The 15,138-nt window shown below is 55.0% G+C and carries 22 protein-coding genes and 1 pseudogene; 18 read left to right on the top strand and 5 right to left on the bottom strand.

Going from position 1 to position 15,138, the window contains the following annotated elements; genetic code table 11:
* The 10 genes and pseudogenes from B5G06_RS05860 to B5G06_RS05900 all read left to right on the top strand — a co-directional run.
* Positions 1 to 757, top strand: a pseudogene (locus tag B5G06_RS05860) (iron-sulfur protein); the annotation flags it as partial.
* 147 nt (positions 758 to 904) lie between these two features.
* Positions 905 to 1,249, top strand: coding sequence for a hypothetical protein (locus B5G06_RS14335; protein WP_242955369.1), 345 nt, complete (start codon positions 905 to 907; stop codon positions 1,247 to 1,249).
* Positions 1,250 to 1,275: 26 nt separating this feature from the next.
* Positions 1,276 to 1,482, top strand: a complete 207-nt coding sequence (locus B5G06_RS14340) for an SGNH/GDSL hydrolase family protein (RefSeq protein WP_242955370.1) — start codon at positions 1,276 to 1,278, stop codon at positions 1,480 to 1,482.
* Complete coding sequence (locus tag B5G06_RS05870; protein ID WP_087188161.1) at positions 1,479 to 1,889, top strand: peptide deformylase; 411 nt, start codon at positions 1,479 to 1,481, stop codon at positions 1,887 to 1,889. Before B5G06_RS14340 ends, B5G06_RS05870 begins: the two co-directional genes overlap by 4 nt.
* Positions 1,886 to 2,200 carry a TIGR04076 family protein gene (locus B5G06_RS05875; RefSeq protein WP_087188162.1) on the top strand — a complete coding sequence of 105 codons (315 nt, stop codon included), beginning with the start codon at positions 1,886 to 1,888 and terminating at the stop codon, positions 2,198 to 2,200. Before B5G06_RS05870 ends, B5G06_RS05875 begins: the two co-directional genes overlap by 4 nt.
* 12 nt (positions 2,201 to 2,212) lie before the next feature.
* Positions 2,213 to 2,929: an SDR family oxidoreductase gene (locus B5G06_RS05880; RefSeq protein WP_087188163.1), complete on the top strand. Its 717-nt coding sequence runs from the start codon at positions 2,213 to 2,215 to the stop codon at positions 2,927 to 2,929.
* Positions 2,926 to 3,393: a flavodoxin family protein gene (locus B5G06_RS05885; RefSeq protein WP_087188164.1), complete on the top strand. Its 468-nt coding sequence runs from the start codon at positions 2,926 to 2,928 to the stop codon at positions 3,391 to 3,393. The genes B5G06_RS05880 and B5G06_RS05885 overlap by 4 nt, the downstream gene beginning before the upstream one ends.
* Positions 3,390 to 3,848, top strand: a complete 459-nt coding sequence (locus B5G06_RS05890) for a metallophosphoesterase family protein (protein ID WP_087188165.1) — start codon at positions 3,390 to 3,392, stop codon at positions 3,846 to 3,848. Before B5G06_RS05885 ends, B5G06_RS05890 begins: the two co-directional genes overlap by 4 nt.
* Positions 3,848 to 4,348 carry a DUF6933 domain-containing protein gene (locus B5G06_RS05895; protein ID WP_087188166.1) on the top strand — a complete coding sequence of 167 codons (501 nt, stop codon included), beginning with the start codon at positions 3,848 to 3,850 and terminating at the stop codon, positions 4,346 to 4,348. Before B5G06_RS05890 ends, B5G06_RS05895 begins: the two co-directional genes overlap by 1 nt.
* Positions 4,349 to 4,362: 14 nt before the next feature.
* Positions 4,363 to 5,118, top strand: coding sequence for a DUF5714 domain-containing protein (locus B5G06_RS05900; RefSeq protein ID WP_343286354.1), 756 nt, complete (start codon positions 4,363 to 4,365; stop codon positions 5,116 to 5,118).
* Between the two features lie 48 nt (positions 5,119 to 5,166).
* On the opposite strand, the gene B5G06_RS05905 is transcribed toward B5G06_RS05900, so the two are convergent.
* The 4 genes from B5G06_RS05905 to B5G06_RS05920 all read right to left on the bottom strand — a co-directional run bounded on the left by B5G06_RS05905 (position 5,167) and on the right by B5G06_RS05920 (position 7,642).
* Positions 5,167 to 5,373 (bottom strand): hypothetical protein, encoded by a 207-nt coding sequence (locus tag B5G06_RS05905; protein ID WP_087188167.1) that lies wholly within the window; start codon positions 5,371 to 5,373, stop codon positions 5,167 to 5,169.
* Positions 5,374 to 5,427: 54 nt separating this feature from the next.
* Positions 5,428 to 6,084 (bottom strand): vWA domain-containing protein, encoded by a 657-nt coding sequence (locus B5G06_RS05910; protein WP_087188168.1) that lies wholly within the window; start codon positions 6,082 to 6,084, stop codon positions 5,428 to 5,430.
* Positions 6,085 to 6,171: 87 nt separating this feature from the next.
* Positions 6,172 to 6,522, bottom strand: a complete 351-nt coding sequence (locus B5G06_RS05915; protein ID WP_087188169.1) for a DUF2200 domain-containing protein — start codon at positions 6,520 to 6,522, stop codon at positions 6,172 to 6,174.
* A 4-nt stretch (positions 6,523 to 6,526) separates the two neighbouring features.
* Positions 6,527 to 7,642, bottom strand: a complete 1,116-nt coding sequence (locus tag B5G06_RS05920) for an O-acetyl-ADP-ribose deacetylase (protein WP_087188170.1) — start codon at positions 7,640 to 7,642, stop codon at positions 6,527 to 6,529.
* Positions 7,643 to 7,841: 199 nt separating this feature from the next.
* Between B5G06_RS05920 and B5G06_RS05925 the strand changes: the two genes are divergently transcribed.
* The 8 genes from B5G06_RS05925 to B5G06_RS05960 all read left to right on the top strand — a co-directional run bounded on the left by B5G06_RS05925 (position 7,842) and on the right by B5G06_RS05960 (position 14,006).
* Positions 7,842 to 8,399 carry a TetR/AcrR family transcriptional regulator gene (locus tag B5G06_RS05925; protein ID WP_087188171.1) on the top strand — a complete coding sequence of 186 codons (558 nt, stop codon included), beginning with the start codon at positions 7,842 to 7,844 and terminating at the stop codon, positions 8,397 to 8,399.
* 68 nt (positions 8,400 to 8,467) lie between these two features.
* On the top strand, positions 8,468 to 8,956 hold the full coding sequence (locus tag B5G06_RS05930; protein ID WP_087188172.1) for a hypothetical protein: 489 nt from the start codon (positions 8,468 to 8,470) through the stop codon (positions 8,954 to 8,956).
* On the top strand, positions 8,953 to 9,363 hold the full coding sequence (locus B5G06_RS05935; protein WP_087188173.1) for a DUF2871 domain-containing protein: 411 nt from the start codon (positions 8,953 to 8,955) through the stop codon (positions 9,361 to 9,363). The genes B5G06_RS05930 and B5G06_RS05935 overlap by 4 nt, the downstream gene beginning before the upstream one ends.
* Before the next feature lie 143 nt (positions 9,364 to 9,506).
* Positions 9,507 to 9,953, top strand: coding sequence for a MarR family transcriptional regulator (locus B5G06_RS05940; RefSeq protein WP_087188174.1), 447 nt, complete (start codon positions 9,507 to 9,509; stop codon positions 9,951 to 9,953).
* Positions 9,934 to 11,004: an FUSC family protein gene (locus B5G06_RS05945; protein ID WP_242955371.1), complete on the top strand. Its 1,071-nt coding sequence runs from the start codon at positions 9,934 to 9,936 to the stop codon at positions 11,002 to 11,004. The genes B5G06_RS05940 and B5G06_RS05945 overlap by 20 nt, the downstream gene beginning before the upstream one ends.
* Before the next feature lie 205 nt (positions 11,005 to 11,209).
* A complete protein-coding gene (gene amrA, locus B5G06_RS05950) occupies positions 11,210 to 12,598 on the top strand; it encodes an AmmeMemoRadiSam system protein A (RefSeq protein ID WP_087188175.1) in 1,389 nt (462 codons plus the stop codon).
* Positions 12,595 to 13,419, top strand: a complete 825-nt coding sequence (gene amrS / locus B5G06_RS05955) for an AmmeMemoRadiSam system radical SAM enzyme (RefSeq protein ID WP_087188176.1) — start codon at positions 12,595 to 12,597, stop codon at positions 13,417 to 13,419. Before amrA ends, amrS begins: the two co-directional genes overlap by 4 nt.
* 26 nt (positions 13,420 to 13,445) lie before the next feature.
* Positions 13,446 to 14,006: a flavin reductase family protein gene (locus B5G06_RS05960; protein ID WP_087188177.1), complete on the top strand. Its 561-nt coding sequence runs from the start codon at positions 13,446 to 13,448 to the stop codon at positions 14,004 to 14,006.
* Positions 14,007 to 14,114: 108 nt separating this feature from the next.
* Here B5G06_RS05960 and B5G06_RS05965 read toward each other — a convergent pair whose 3' ends face one another.
* Complete coding sequence (locus B5G06_RS05965; RefSeq protein WP_087188178.1) at positions 14,115 to 15,011, bottom strand: LysR family transcriptional regulator; 897 nt, start codon at positions 15,009 to 15,011, stop codon at positions 14,115 to 14,117.
* Between the last annotated feature and the right edge of the window lie 127 nt (positions 15,012 to 15,138).

Consider the following 15,138-nt stretch of genomic DNA (forward strand, 5'->3'; position numbering starts at 1 on the left):
AACACTGCCAACGAGGATCATCTGCCTCCGCTGGTCAAGCGGAGACGGTGGCTGTCAGCACAAACGCAGGTGGCATAACCGGACATGTTGGGTGTGCGGTTTTCTTGACTATTCCAGTGTCTATACCGATGGATTTGACGCATTTTTGCGCAATACCATCCAGACCGCCGACGCCTTTGTCTATGCCTTTACCATCTCCGACCATTATACCCACTCCAGCTTCAAATGCTTTGACGACCGGCAGTTCTGCAACGGCCACCGTACCGTTACCCACGGTACGCCCATTGCCTACCTGATCAGCGGCGACTATCAGTATGAGAGCAACCTGCGCATGATCGTGGAAGGCCGCAGTGAGGTGGGCGGCAACTATCTGTGTGGCGTGGCCACCGATGAGGGCAATACTGCTGCTGATGTGCAAAATCTGGCCGATGCTGTGGTATTTGCTATGGAGAAGAAGCTGTCCCGCCCGGCCAATTTCTACGGGGTGGGCGGCATGAAGATTTTCCGGGACCTCATTTATGTTATGAGAGGCATGATGAAAGCCGACCACAAGTTTTATAAAGAACACGGCATCTACGACTTCCCCCAGAAGCAGAAAAAGCGCATTCTGCAAATGAAGCTGGTAGGTGCCATGCTGGCGGTTCCCTCTGTGCAGAAGAAGATGAAGGGACAGATGAATCAATACATCATTGGGCCGTACCAAAAGGTGGTGGAGCAGGCAAGGGAAAGAACTGAGTCGACAAGAGAATCTTATTGAGATGTATCTACGCACGAATCATGAACTGACGATAAAAGGGTGCTCCCCGCTGAGCGGAGAGCACCCTTTTCAGCAAAAATACATGGGGCCTTCATGACAATTTTAGCATTGCTGTGCTATACTGTAGCAAACAGAAAAAGAAGGGATATGGACGTGCGGATTTTGATGCTGGGCAACAGTTTTACCTTTACCAATCATATGCCTCAGATGCTGGCTCAACTGACTGGGGCGGAAGTGGTCCACCACACCCGGGGCGGGGCGCGGCTGTCGGAGCACCTGAACCTCAAGACCAAGCTGGGTGCATTGACGCAGGAGGCGCTGGACAAGGAACATTGGGACTATGTGGTGCTCCAGGAGATGAGCCACGGGCCCATAACCGCGCCCGGGAGCTTCTTTGCCAGCGTGGACAGCTCTGCAACAAAATTCGGGAGAATGGGGCAGTCCCTATCCTCTACGCCACCTGGGCCTACCAGAAAGGTGGGGCCAAGCTGACAGCCAAGGGCTGGGATTATGACGAGATGACCCATAAGATGTCTGAAGCCTACCACAAAGCCGCCAGAGAGAACCACGCCCTCATTGCTGATGTGGGGCAGAAGTTTTATGTGCTGTCCGATACTCAGGACCTCTATGCTGCCGATGGCGTGCATCCCAGCGAACTGGGCTCCCGTATCGCGGCGGAAACCATTGCGGCGGTCATTCAGGAGCAAAAGGAGAAATTACGATGATTCGAGATATTTGCAAAGATAAGGTGTTTCTGGCCCAAAAGGCGGAGCCTGCCACGCCGGACGATGTTCAGGTGGCTGCCGACCTGCTGGAGACACTGGAGCACCACAAAGCTGGCTGCGTGGGTATGGCGGCCAATATGATTGGGATCAATAAGCGCATCATTGCGTTCGACAACGAGGGCAGCTACATGGTCATGTTCAACCCGGAGATCGTTAAAAAGTCCGAGCCCTATGATGCGGAGGAGGGCTGTCTCTCCCTGACCGGCGTCCGCCCGGCCAAGCGATGGAAGACCATCAAGGTACGCTGGCAGAACGAGAAATTTCAGGAGCGTCTGAAGACCTTTAGCGGCTGGACGGCGCAGATCATCCAGCACGAGATCGACCACTGCGAGGGCATCATCATATGAAAAAATGCAGGATCACTGTCATGCGCATCACCCGATACGAGGACCTGATGGCCCAATATGAGAATCCCATCGCTCATGCCTGCGACATGGAGGTGGGCCAGGTCTTTATGGCCAATGGCTGGGAGAAGCCTGTGGGATTTTGCCAAAGCGCCTGGGATACCCTCTCGCCCTTTGTGCTGGCCCTAAGCCACGGGGGTGAGAACTTCTACGACGGCTGGATGAAAAACCCCAAATCCGCCATGCTCTCCTGCAACGATGGGTTCCGGCCGGTGAGCTTTCTGGTGGAAACCCTGGATGAGGACGCGGACTGAGGAGGAAACGCCATGTTTGAACATAAAGTTGCCGTGGTTACCGGCGGAGCAAAGGGTATCGGCAAGGCGATTGCGGAGGAATTCCTGAAAGCAGGCGCGGAGGTATGCGTGATTGACCTGCTTCCCAACGATTATTTTGTGGGTGACCTGGCCGACCAGACTGTTCTGGAGGACTTTGCCCGCAAGGTGATTGACGACTATGGTCATGTGGATTTTTTGGTCAATAATGCCCTGCCCCTGATGAAGGGCATTGACGCGTGCAGCTACGAGGAGTTCAACTACGCCCTGCGGGTAGGAGTTACCGCCCCCTTTTATCTTACCAGGCTGTTTGCGCCCCACTTTGCTCCCGGCGGGGCCATCGTAAATATCTCCTCTTCCCGGGACAGGATGAGCCAGCCCCAGACCGAGAGCTACACGGCGGCCAAGGGTGGCATCTCCGCCCTGACCCATGCCCTGGCGGTGAGCCTGGCCGGCAAGGTGCGGGTCAATTCCATCTCGCCTGGCTGGATCGACACCGACTATACCGTTTATGACGGCCCCGATGCTGTTCAGCAGCCCGCAGGCCGGGTTGGCAATCCTCTGGATATTGCCAACATGGTGCTCTATCTGTGTTCGGACAAGGCGGGCTTTCTTACAGGGGAGAACATCTGTATTGACGGTGGCATGACCCGCCAGATGATCTACCACAATGACTTTGGATGGACCCTGCAAGGAGGAAACGGGCTATGAAAACCGCCATCTGCTACTATTCCCGCCACCATGGGAACACGCTGAACGTTTTGGAGGCCATGGCGGGCGAGGGGGATGTGGACCTGATCGATGTTACCACCCGCCAGACCGTCCGGCTGGAGAAGTATGACTGTATCGGTTTTGCCTCCGGCATCTACGGTTTTGAATTCCAAAAGGCTGTGGTGGAGTTTGCCCGGCAGTACCTGCCCCAGGGCAAGCCGGTGTTCTTCGTCTATACCTATGGCGGCGCCAAGGGTAGTGGGGCCAAGGCTGTGGCAAAGATCGCGCAGGAGAGAAGTTGCCAGGTGCTGGGCGAGTTTTCCTGCAAGGGCTACGACACCTTTGGCCCCTTTAAACTGGTAGGCGGTATAGCCAAAGGGCATCCGGACGAGCGGGATCTGGAGAACGCCCGCAGCTTTTACCGGAATCTCAGCAAGACATACGACAGAGGTGGGCAGAAATGAAACTAGCCATTCTCTCCGATACTCACGGCCTTCTGCGGCCGGAGGTGGTGGAGCATCTGAAAACCGCCGACGCCATTCTCCACGGCGGCGACATCAATAAACAGAGCATTGTGGACCAGTTGAGGCAATACGCGCCTCTCTATGTGGTCCGGGGCAACAACGATAAGGAGTGGGCGGAAGACATCCCCCATGATCTTACCATCACCTTGGATGGTGTGACGTTCTATATGGTCCACAATAAGAAAGAACTTCCCGCAACGCTTAACGGTGTGGATGTGGTGGTATTTGGCCACTCCCACAAGTATGTGCAGGAGGAGAAGAACGGTATTTTGTGGCTCAATCCCGGCTCCTGCGGCCCCCGGCGGTTCCATCAGGAGATCACCATGATGATGGCGGAACTCATAGATGGGGAGATGCGGGTGGAGAAGATCTCCATTCCCCACGAGGTAAGGTGATGGAACTGGGACTGACTTTCCCCCTCCAGCGGTTTCTAAAGGTGAAAACGCCGGCCTACGGCACGCAGCCGGACCGGCGTTTCTGCTGGGACCTCCATGTTATCGATCTGCGGGGGCGCAGGTGTCTGCTGGCTGTCCATTGCCACAGCCGGTATACCTTTGTCCGCTATGATGTCACGCCCCTTCAGTGGGCGGACCTGCCCGGTTTGTTCCGGGAGGGGCTGAGGGAGAGCTTTATCGCCGCTGGGTTTACTGAAGATCAGGTGAAAACATATCTGCGGCAGGCGGGCGAGATTGAAATCACCCGCACCCACGGCCGCCGGGAGGTGGCCTTTCTCAACCGGGCCTGGGAGGATGTATTGGCGCTGGATCTGTGCCTGGATACGGATTGTCAGACCCAGCCTCTGCTGGACCATGCCGTCAATACAAAGCCCAGCCGGTGTGTGGGCTTTGAGGGGCTTGGAACGAGCCTGGAGCGGGTCAATGTCATATGGAAATGAAGGGAGACTGGGACTTGAACAGGGAAGAATGTCTGATTTGTAAGGCGCCTTTGGAATATCTGACCCAGGATGAGGTCATGGAGTGCGCCATCTGCCATAAGAAGGAGTCCAGCAAAACCCGTTGTGTGGCGGGTCATTATGTCTGCAATGACTGCCATACCCAGGGTATGGACAGTATCTTTGGTCTGTGTCTCTCTGAGACTTCTGCCGATCCTGTGGCCATTCTCCGCCGGATGATGGAGCTGCCATTCTGCCATATGCACGGTCCGGAGCACCATGTAATGGTGGGCGCGGCTCTGCTTACTGCCTATAAAAACGCCGGTGGTAACCTGGAGTTTGAGAAGTCGCTTCGGGAGATGTATAGCCGGGGCAAGGCGGTCCCCGGCGGAGCCTGCGGCTTTTGGGGAGCCTGCGGAGCGGGGATCGCCACAGGACAGTTCCTGGCCATTGTTACCCAGTCCACACCCCTGGCCCAGGAACCCTGGGGTTTGAGCAATCAGATGACCGCCCGGGCGCTGAAGAACATCGGCCGGGTGGGCGGCCCTCGATGTTGTAAGCGGGACTCCTTCCTGGCCATCCTGGCCGCCGTGGACTTTACCAGGGAGCATCTGGGGGTAGAGATGGAACGGACAATTCCTGTCTGCTCTTACAGTGGCCGGAACAACCAGTGCATTGGCAAGCGCTGTCCGTTCTCGGCGGCGAAAGCACTTGAAACGAAAGAGATTAAAACTGTTAAACGTGCAAAGCTGGTAAAACTATCTTTGAAATGAATACAGCCCGGAACTTCTGGATGATAAGAAGTTCCGGGCTCGTTGTTGTTATGCCTGTATTTGTTCCAGTTCCTTCTCAATCAGAGAAACAGCAATCGTAAAGGCCTGGATGCGGCGTCTGGCCAGTGTGATTTGAGATTTCAATCGGGCGGGATCTTCTTTCCCTTCCAGAGTCTTGACGGTTTCCCGCAGCTTATGCAGGGTAGAGTCGATCTGCCGTTTGGCCTCCACAAGTTCATCTTTGGTATAGGTCATGCTTTGCCTCCTAAAATGGACCTTACTTATCGTGGTGCTGCGGGAGAGCATCCTTTAGCGGCGGTTGCTCTTCCGCTTGCGAAAATCCTCCTCAATATCGTCTTTCCAGTGCTCATCCAGCGTAGCACAACACCGGACAGCGGTGACAGCCTGACTCACCACCTCGTAGTTGAGGCGAGTACCCTCGCTGTCACAGTGGTAGTTTACCGCCCGATCCGGGGCGATGCCCAGCGTTCCCGCCGTTTCCACCGCGTCGATGTTGGCGCCCAAAAAGAGAAACTCCCAGCCGTACTTCTCCTTCTGGCGCTGGATCATCGATTTAACCTGCTGGGAGGTATAGCGGCGGCTGGCATTCTCCATGCCGTCGGTGGTGATGACGAAGAGGGTGTGCTCCGGCACATCCTCACTCCGGGCGTATTTGTGAATGTTACCGATGTGATGGATGGCACCGCCGATTGCGTCCAGCAGGGCGGTGCAGCCCCGGACATAGTATTCTCTGTGGGTAATAGGCTCGACCGCTTCAATTTTTACCCGGTCATGGAGCACCTGGGTATGGTCGTTAAAGAGAATGGTGGAGACAAAAGCCTCGCCGGGCTCCTTTTTCTGCTTCTCCAGCATGGCGTTGAAGCCGCCGATGGTATCGACCTCCAGTCCCTGCATGGAGCCGCTGCGGTCCAGGATAAAGACCAGTTCCGTCAAATTCTTTTTCATAGAAAAATCCCCCTGTTCTGTGTTGTTTGGTTTACGAGCACAGTATAGAGGGATTTTATGTTTGTTTGGTCGCCTGGCGGGCGACAATTATGCTCTCAAAATTTGCGCCATGGGTTTGCCTTTGGCCAACTCATCCACTAGCTTATCCAGATACCGGATTTCCCGCATCAACGGGTCCTCGATTGCTTCCACCTGAATGCCGCATACCTTGCCGGTGATGAGGGTTCGATTGGGATTCATGGCCGGGGCATTTCGGAAGAAGTCCCCATAGCTGGTATCAGACTGCTCCAGGTGTGCAATATCTTCGGCGCTATATCCGGTGAGCCAGGTGGTCACCTGGTCCACCTCTTCCCGGGTACGACCCTTTTTCACTGCCTTGTTGATTAGAAGCGGATAGAGCTTGGCAAAGGACATCTGTGTCACATCGGTACGGGGCATGGTATTAACCTCCCAGCAGGCTCTGATCAAAGGCGAAGAGAGCCTCGTTGATCTCAAAGATGTTGTAGTTTTGGTGGGCGATGAAATACTCCACGATGATGTCGAACTTACTGGCGTGGGAGAAGGCAAAGCCTGCCTTTCCCAGCATCTCACGGGCCTCCTGCAGAGGCAGCTCCAGGGCCACGGCGAAGGCCATGGCGGTGGGCTTGGAAGGCTTATAGTGGACGTCCGAGCGGATCTTGGAGAAGAGCTTTCGGTCAATGTTGGCCTTTTTATAGCACTGAGCGTCGGTGAGACCACGCTCATCGATCTTCCGCAGCAGCATCTGAGAAAAGCTTTCATCCAGTTGACTGAGGGCCTCGTCCAGACTGATGGTCAACGATGTGGGGGGCAATGGTGCTGCTGTAGGGGTCAGTGGTGTTCCTGGAATAGACTCCCACATTGACGTTGTTAAAAAACGCTCATCCGGCTGGCTCAGGTTTTTGTCCGACCAATGCGCTGCCTTTGCAGGAGTCCACGGTACTTCTGTCATGGAAGGGGCGTTAAAGCCCGCGGAACGGCGGCGCTGCTCTTCCAGACTGTCGGTATGTTCGGACACATAGTGGTCGTCGATATAGGCGGCAATATCGGCAAAGAGCTTTCCGCCGATGGTGTAGGCGGCTCGGTCGAAGATCACCAGATAGACGGTCATATCGTGGGAGAGCAGGAAGTCGCCGATAGTGTCCACCGCCACCTTCAGAGCCTGGTCCTTGGGGTAGCCGTATGCCCCGGAGGAGATAAGGGGAAAGGCCACCGTTTCGCACTTGTTGGCGAAGGCCAGCTCCAGGGAGGAACGGTAGGCGGAAATGAGAAGCTCCCTCTCGCCGCAACTTCCACCCTGCCAGACAGGGCCGACGGTGTGGATTACAAACTTGGCGGGCAGGCGGTAGCCCTTTGTGATCTTGGCCTGTCCCGTTTTGCAGCCGCCCAAGGTACGGCATTCCTTCAAAAGATCCGGCCCGGCGGCGCGGTGAATGGCGCCATCCACACCCCCGCCTCCCAGAAGGCTCTCTTTGGCGGCATTGACGATGGCGTCCACCTTCATAGTAGTGATATCATTTCGCACGATGTGCAGGGGCATGAGAACACCTCCTCATTGATTGGTTTTATGATACCATGAACTGGTCGTTCTGACAAGGAACGGACATTTGCCCGCCTAAAAACCTATTGGAGGTCTTAGCTATCTCGATTTGTAGAGAAATCGCAGCATCCGGCCCCAAAATCCTTGACAAAAGAGAATAAAACACTATAATGAACGATGTTCATATTGAGGTGATAGGATGAATACCGTAGTTACATCCAAAGAGGAGATCCTGAAGACCAGCCGTGAGCTCATCCAGCAAGCGGGGTGGTCTGCGGTCAATATTCGCTCCGTGGCGGCCGCCTGCGGTGTGTCGGTTGGTTCCATCTACAACTATTTTGATTCCAAAGCTGCTCTGATGGGTGCCACAGTGGAGAGCGTCTGGTGTGAGATCTTCCACCGCCCGGAGGATGAGGCAGTATTTCAGGATACCCAAGCCTGCATTATCTGGCTGTACCAACGAATGAAGTACGGCTGTAAGCGGTATCCCGGATTTTTCAATCTTCACTCTCTGGGGTTCATGGGGGAGGACAAATCCGATGGAAAACGGCGGATGCAGCAGACCTGGCAGCATATTTTGGATAGCCTGCATTCTGTCTTGCTGCGGGATGCCAGAGTCCGGCCAGATGCCTTTACCGAAGCATTTACAGCGGAAAAATTTTCTGATCTCCTGTTTTCGCTGATGCTGTCTGCGTTGCTGCGGCAGGATTATGATCCCTCGGTTGTATTGGAGATCGTCCGCAGGACCCTCTATTAAAATTCCCACAACTCTGTGGGAATTTTGTATCCCGGAAATTGAACATTGTTCATTAGAAGGAGGCAATGATGAAAGTAAAACGGAATACGCTGCTGCTTCTGGCCTGTTTGGTGTGGAGTGCGGCGGGGTTCAATATCCTTCGGATCGGCGTAATGGCCTATCCGACCTATGTTACGGTGCCGAACGCGCTGTTGTCGGTACTGGTGTTTGCCGTATTTCAGTATTTTATTTTTGGAAGGCTGGTCAAAAAGCACACTGCCCGGATTGCCGCCTATTTGGAGGAACGGCACTTTTTCCTCAAATTTTTTGACGGAAAAGCTTTTGTTATCATGGCGGTTATGATGACCGGGGGCATTGGCCTCCGAGTGAGCGGGCTGGCGCCGGAGCGGTTTATTGCCGTATTTTATACGGGCCTGGGCGCTGCACTGCTGCTGGCAGGATTGCTGTTTGGCAGAAACTTTATCAAGGCGACCATTGCAGCAGGCACCGTCCAAAACAAAATGGAACAAGAAGGAGAATATGAAACGGGAATGCAAATAAGGAGAGGAACTATATGAAACGCTATGCGAATACCGCGCTGCTGTACGCCATCCTGGCCATGGCGGGCGGCGTGTTTTATCGGGAGTTTACAAAATTCAACGGCTTTACGGCCAAGACCACGCTCTCTGTGGTGCATACCCATTATTTTCTGCTGGGTATGGTGTTCTTCCTGTTGATTCTTGTGCTGGAAAAGAATTTTTCCTTCACAGGCGCAAAGACCGGACGGGTGCTGGCACTCTATCATGTGGGCCTGAACCTGACCGCCGTGATGCTGGTGGTGCGGGGAGTGTTCCAGGTGCTGGGGACCTCGCTGTCCGCTGGTATGAATGCGGCTATCTCCGGTATAGCTGGAATTGGGCATATCCTGCTTGGAGTCAGTCTGATTTTGATGCTGCTGCAGATCAAGCGCAGCGTAACGAAATAAGACAGGAGAACGGGGTTGGTACTGCATTGCAGTACCAACCCCGTTCTCCTGTTTATCTTGGGGGACGATCATTCTGCCTATTGACATAGAGTTATGATTGCCATATACTTAACGAAGTTAAATAAATGGGAGATTGTACAATTATGGAATGGACAGATATGGTGCATTATCAGCAGCAGCTCCAAAAGGTTATGCGTTCGCTCCTTCCGCTACGGAAATCCGTGCTTACCGCCAGCGAATGTGAACTTCTGGCTCATCTCTATCTGAAGCCGGAACAGAACACGCCAGTTTTGCTCAGCCAAAACAGCGGCATGAAAATTGAGGCGGTCAGCCGGTGCCTGAAATCGCTCCATGAGAAAAACTGCATACGCAAGCAGCGGAAGGAAACAGACGAGCGGAGTTATCAGATTTTTATCACGGAAACCGGTCTTGCAGCATTGAAAAGGGGATACGAGAGTATTCTGCAGCCCTTCTATGATTTATGGCGCAGCTCCAGCCAGGATTTTGAGGCGTTTGTGTATTATGCGGACCGACTTGCCGTGCAGATTGAGAAAGGACAGGAAAAGCCCCATGACCATGAAGTTTTATGACGCGCTGCAGATGGACCCCTCCGTGCTGAAGCGGAAGATTGCAGCCTGTGAAGTAAAACGGGAGAAAACCTATTACTGGGTTGCGATAGCGGTTCGGTCTGTTTTGATCGTGGCTTTTGCCATTGTGTTTATCAGTTTGCTATCCGCTGTGTTCGGAAGCGACAACACCCCTCTGGCAGTGGCACTGTTCTGCATGATGCTTGGGATTCGCTTTGTCAATTTTGAATATTGCACCGGAGATTCTCTGATTACCCTGGCAGCGGTGCTGGCTATCCTGGTTCTGGTTCCCAGTGCGGCGGCGGTGGTTCCGCCGGTTCTGTTGATTCCGCTGCACTTTGCGGGCTTTTTTGCCATTCTCTGCATGACCACCCAACGGCCTGAAATGGGTAACGGCGGCCTGTACAGCTTTGCCTACATCTATCTGACAGGCAATCCCGTCGTGGGAGAGGCGCTGGTTCGCCGCGGACTGTTGGCCTTGGTGGGTTATCTCATCTGCGGCGCCATCCTGTTTGCCAAGCACCGGGATCAGCATAAGACGACGCGTTTTCACCATGTCATGCGGAAGTTTGATCTTGCTGTGCCGGTTTATCTGTGGCAGTTTCGCATGGCCCTTGGCGTGAGTCTGGTGCTGACTGCGGGACAGGTGTTTGGCGCAGAGCGGTTCATGTGGATGGGATTTGCCTGTGCGTCGCTGCTATCGGAATATCCTTACTCCGGCAATACGGTTACCCGCTTCTGGCAGAGAATTGTGGGGGCTGTGGCGGGCTCCTGTGCGTTTTTTGTGGTTTATCTGGTGACGCCGGAAGCGCTTCACCCGTTAATGGGCCCCTTGGGAGGACTGTGTCTGGGCTTTTGCACCGATTATCGGTATAAAACGGCGATGAACTGTTTTGGTGCGCTGATGTTGGGGACCGGGATCTACGGACTCCAGGGAGCGGTGATCCTTCGTATTGTAGGTACCATCTTGGGTGTGACCTTCGGCCTGGTATTTGCGTTTATCTTCCATCGCCTGGCGGCGGCAAGATTTCTGACAGTACCGGAAAGAGAATAAGAAAACAGAAAAGGGGGCGGGCGACTGAAAGCTTTTTCGGGTGCCTGCTCCTTTAGTCCGTTCAAGCGGATGTTGCAGATCAGTATGTGTAGAACGCATGACAACAATTTGTGTGCAGTTTTGTTGGGGAACGGCTTTTTCTGTTCCTTTTGCCGTGCTATACTGTTTATAGAAATCTTTGTATGGCCGGAAGGGAGCGGATAATATGCCTATGCTGGGTGCAATCCTGACCCCACATCCTCCGGTGCTGCTGCCTGAAGTGGGCAGGGGCCGGGAGTGTGAGATCAATGCCACCGGTCAGGCCATGCGTGCCGCCGCTGCAGAGGTGGCGCGGTGGAAGCCGGATGTGCTCATTGTAGCCTCACCACACACGGTTTTGTACGGAAATTATTTCCACATTGCCCCTGGAGCGGGTGCTGCGGGCGATATGTCTGCTTTTGGCGCCCCGCAGGTGCGCATTGAGGTAGAGTACGACGGGCCGCTGCGGGATGAAATTGTGCGTCGAGCCCGGGAAAAAGGTCTGGAGGCTGGCACCCTGGGCCAGCGTAACCCCGCTCTGGACCATGGAGCATTGATTCCTCTTGTTTTTCTCCGCAAAGCGGGTGTGGATTGCCCCATCATACGGATGGGCCTTTCCGGATTCTCTTCGCTGGAGCACTACCGACTGGGACAGTGCGTAGCCGAGGCGGCAGAGGCATTGGGCCGTCGGGCTGTGTTTGTGGCCAGCGGTGATCTCTCTCATAAACTGAAATCTAACGGCCCCTATGGATTTGCGCCGGAGGGACCGGTCTTTGACCGGCGGGTGACAGAGACTATGGCGTCGGGTGATTTTCTGCGATTTCTCACCATGGACGCAGATCTTTGCCAGCGGGCGGCTGAATGCGGCCTGCGTGCCTTCCAGATGATGTCTGGAGCCTTGGATGGGCTGGCGGTGGAGCCCCGGCTTTTGAGTCATGAGGGTACTTTCGGGGTGGGATACGCGGTGGCGTTGTTTCCGGTCACCGGACGGGACGAGGGCCGCCGGTATGCGGCCGCATTCCAGCAGGTCAGGCAGGCCCAGCTGGAGGAGAGACGTGCCAATGAGGACCCTTGGGTACAGCTGGCACGGTTGTCGCTGGAGACTTATGTGCGGACCGGCGATCCTCTGGGGCAGCTGCCTGCGGGATTGCCCCAGGAATTGACCAGTCAGGCGGCAGGAGCCTTTGTGTCCCTCCATAAGGACGGACGGCTCCGTGGCTGCATCGGTACCATTGCGCCAACCCAGAGAAATGTGGCCTGGGAGATCATACAAAACGCCATTTCCGCCGGGATCCGAGATCCGCGGTTCCCGGCGGTGCGGGCCCGGGAGCTGGATGAGCTGGAGTACAGCGTGGATGTGTTGGGGGAGCCGGAAACTGTGGATTCCCCCGATCAATTGGACCCCAGACAATATGGAGTCATTGTCAGCTGCGGGCAGCGGCGGGGACTGCTGCTGCCTGACCTGGAAGGTGTGGACACAGTGGCGCAGCAGCTGGATATTGCCCGGCAAAAGGGCGGGATCGGCGCGGAGGATCCGTATCAGATCCAGCGATTTCAGGTGGTGCGGCACCGATGAGCATCTCGTGTGAATTGTGTTTTCACCGCTGCCAATTAGCGGAGGGACAGACCGGGCTGTGCAGGGCCAGAGGCAACCGGGGCGGACGGATTGTCCCGCTCAATTATGGCAAGCTGACTGCGCTGGCCCTGGACCCCATTGAGAAAAAGCCGCTGCGCCGGTTTCATCCAGGCAGTATGGTACTGTCGGTGGGCAGCTTTGGCTGTAATCTGAGCTGTTCCTTCTGTCAGAATATTGAGATCGCTGGAGCAGGGGAGACATTCCCAACCAGGGATTGCACACCGGAAGAACTGATACGGGAGGCTGTACGTTTGGCCAGCCGGGGCAATATCGGTGTGGCCTATACCTATAATGAGCCGCTGGTTGGCTATGAGTATGTGCGGGACTGCGCCGCGCTGGTACACCAGGCCGGGATGCTCAACGTGCTGGTGACCAACGGTACCATTGCAGGGGACTGGTGGCGGAAGCTGCTGCCGCTGATCGACGCGGTAAACATTGATTTGAAGGGCTTTACCGAACGGTGGTACCGCGCCCTGGGAGGAGATCTGGAGAGCGTGAAACGCTCCATCTCCCTGGCTGCCGGCCGCTGCCATTTGGAGGTCACCACGCTGATTGTGCCGGGAGAAAATGACACGGAGGAGGAGATCCGGGCCCTGTCCCGATGGCTCTCCTCGGTCGATTCCCACATTCCCCTGCACATCTCCCGCTTTTTCCCCCGCCATCGTATGGCGGACCGTCCACCTACGCCGGTGGAGACGGTTTACCGCCTGGCAGATGTGGCACGGGAAGAACTGCACGATGTTTATACAGGTAACTGCTGAAAATCATCAAACAGGAGGTATCTTTTATGCGTAAGAATTTTGGAGCAAAACCCTGGACCTACCCCCAGCCGGTCTTTATCCTGGCCACCTATGGCGAAGATGGCACGGCGGACGCCATGAATGCGGCCTGGGGCGGCATCAGCGAGGAGAAAGAATTGTCCATGTGTATCAGCGCCGGTCATAAGACCACCGCCAATATTCTGGCCCGAAAGGATTTTACAGTGAGTATGGCCACGGCAGAGCAGATGGTGGCCTGCGACTATGTGGGCATTGAGTCGGGCAATAACGTGGCCAATAAGCTGGAAAAGGCGGGCTGGCATACCAGCAAAGCAGAATTTGTGGATGCGCCCCTCATTGATGAGCTGCCTATGGCTGTGGAGTGCCGCCTGGTCAGCTATGATCCGGAGAGTTGCCGTCTGGTAGGCGAGATCGTGAATGTCAGTGCTGATGAGTCGGTTTTGGGAGAGGACGGAAAGATCGATCCGGACAAGCTGCAGCCCATTATCTTTGACCCCATCCACAATACCTACCGCAAGCTGGGTGAGAAGGTGGGCAACGCCTTCCGGGACGGGGTGCAGCTGAAGTAATCGAAGGAGAATGATTGGCGCAACAGACCTGCAGTATCCTTGAATTTACAGACAAAAGGAAGAACAAAGCAGCAAAAATGGACGCCCGGCATCAGCCGGGCGTCCAAATTATTTGCTTACGTTTTGAGAAGAGGACAGGTGATTCTGCAGTTGCTCCAGGAACAGTTCTGCCGCCTTGGAAAATGTCTGGGATTTTTTCCAGACCAGGTGCATCCCCAGCTCCAGCTTTGGCTTCAGGAGCCGGAAGCACAGGTTGCTGCCGGTGGTGTTTACCAGTTTGTCCAGGGTAAAGGCGTATCCCAGCCCCTCGTCCACCATTAACGAGGCGTTGTAGATCAGATTATAGGTGGCCACGGTGTAGAGCTCCGAGGGTTCTTTTTTGAGCCAGCGGTACAGGCCGCTTTTATTATCCACCTGCCGGGAGAGGATCAGAGGCTTGTCCCACAGATCATGGGGAGAAACGGTGTCTTGCTGGGCAAGAGGACTGTCTCGCCGCATCAGTACCCCCCAGGTGTCCTTCATAGGCAGTTCCATATAGTGGTACCTTGTTTTGTCCATGTCCCCAAGAAGGACGCCAAAATCCAACAACCCCTTGTCCAGCCGCTCGCATACGTCCACAGCGTCGCCGCTGACGATGTGAAAATTGATACCCGGGTAGCGCTCCCGCAGCTGTTTGGCAGCCCCAACGATTTGGCGCACGCCGTCTGTCTCACCGGTGCCGATATAGATATCCCCGTTGACGGTGTTGCCGGACTGCATAACCTCTTTCTCCGTCCGGTCCACCAACTCCAGAATCTCCTCCGCCCGTTTCCGCAGCAGCATACCGTCCTCGGTCAGCGTGATCTTCCGGTTGCCCCGGACCATCAGCTGCTTACCCAGCTCTTCCTCCAGCTCCTTGAGCTGCCTGGAGAGGGTGGGCTGTGTCAGGTGAAGGGATTGTGCCGCCGCTGAGATATTCTGTTCCCGTGCCACGGCCAGAAAATATTGAAGCACTCTCAACTCCATAGCGCTCACCTCTGTATAGATAATAGCATGACTTAACTATAGGTTTCAAGCATAGTAAGATATTCTATATAGGTATTTGTTATCTGAAAGCGCCGGTGATACAATGAAACCAAATACCTGAAGAATT

The organism is Flavonifractor sp. An52 (assembly GCF_002159385.1).
Lineage (GTDB): Bacteria > Bacillota > Clostridia > Oscillospirales > Oscillospiraceae > Flavonifractor > Flavonifractor avicola.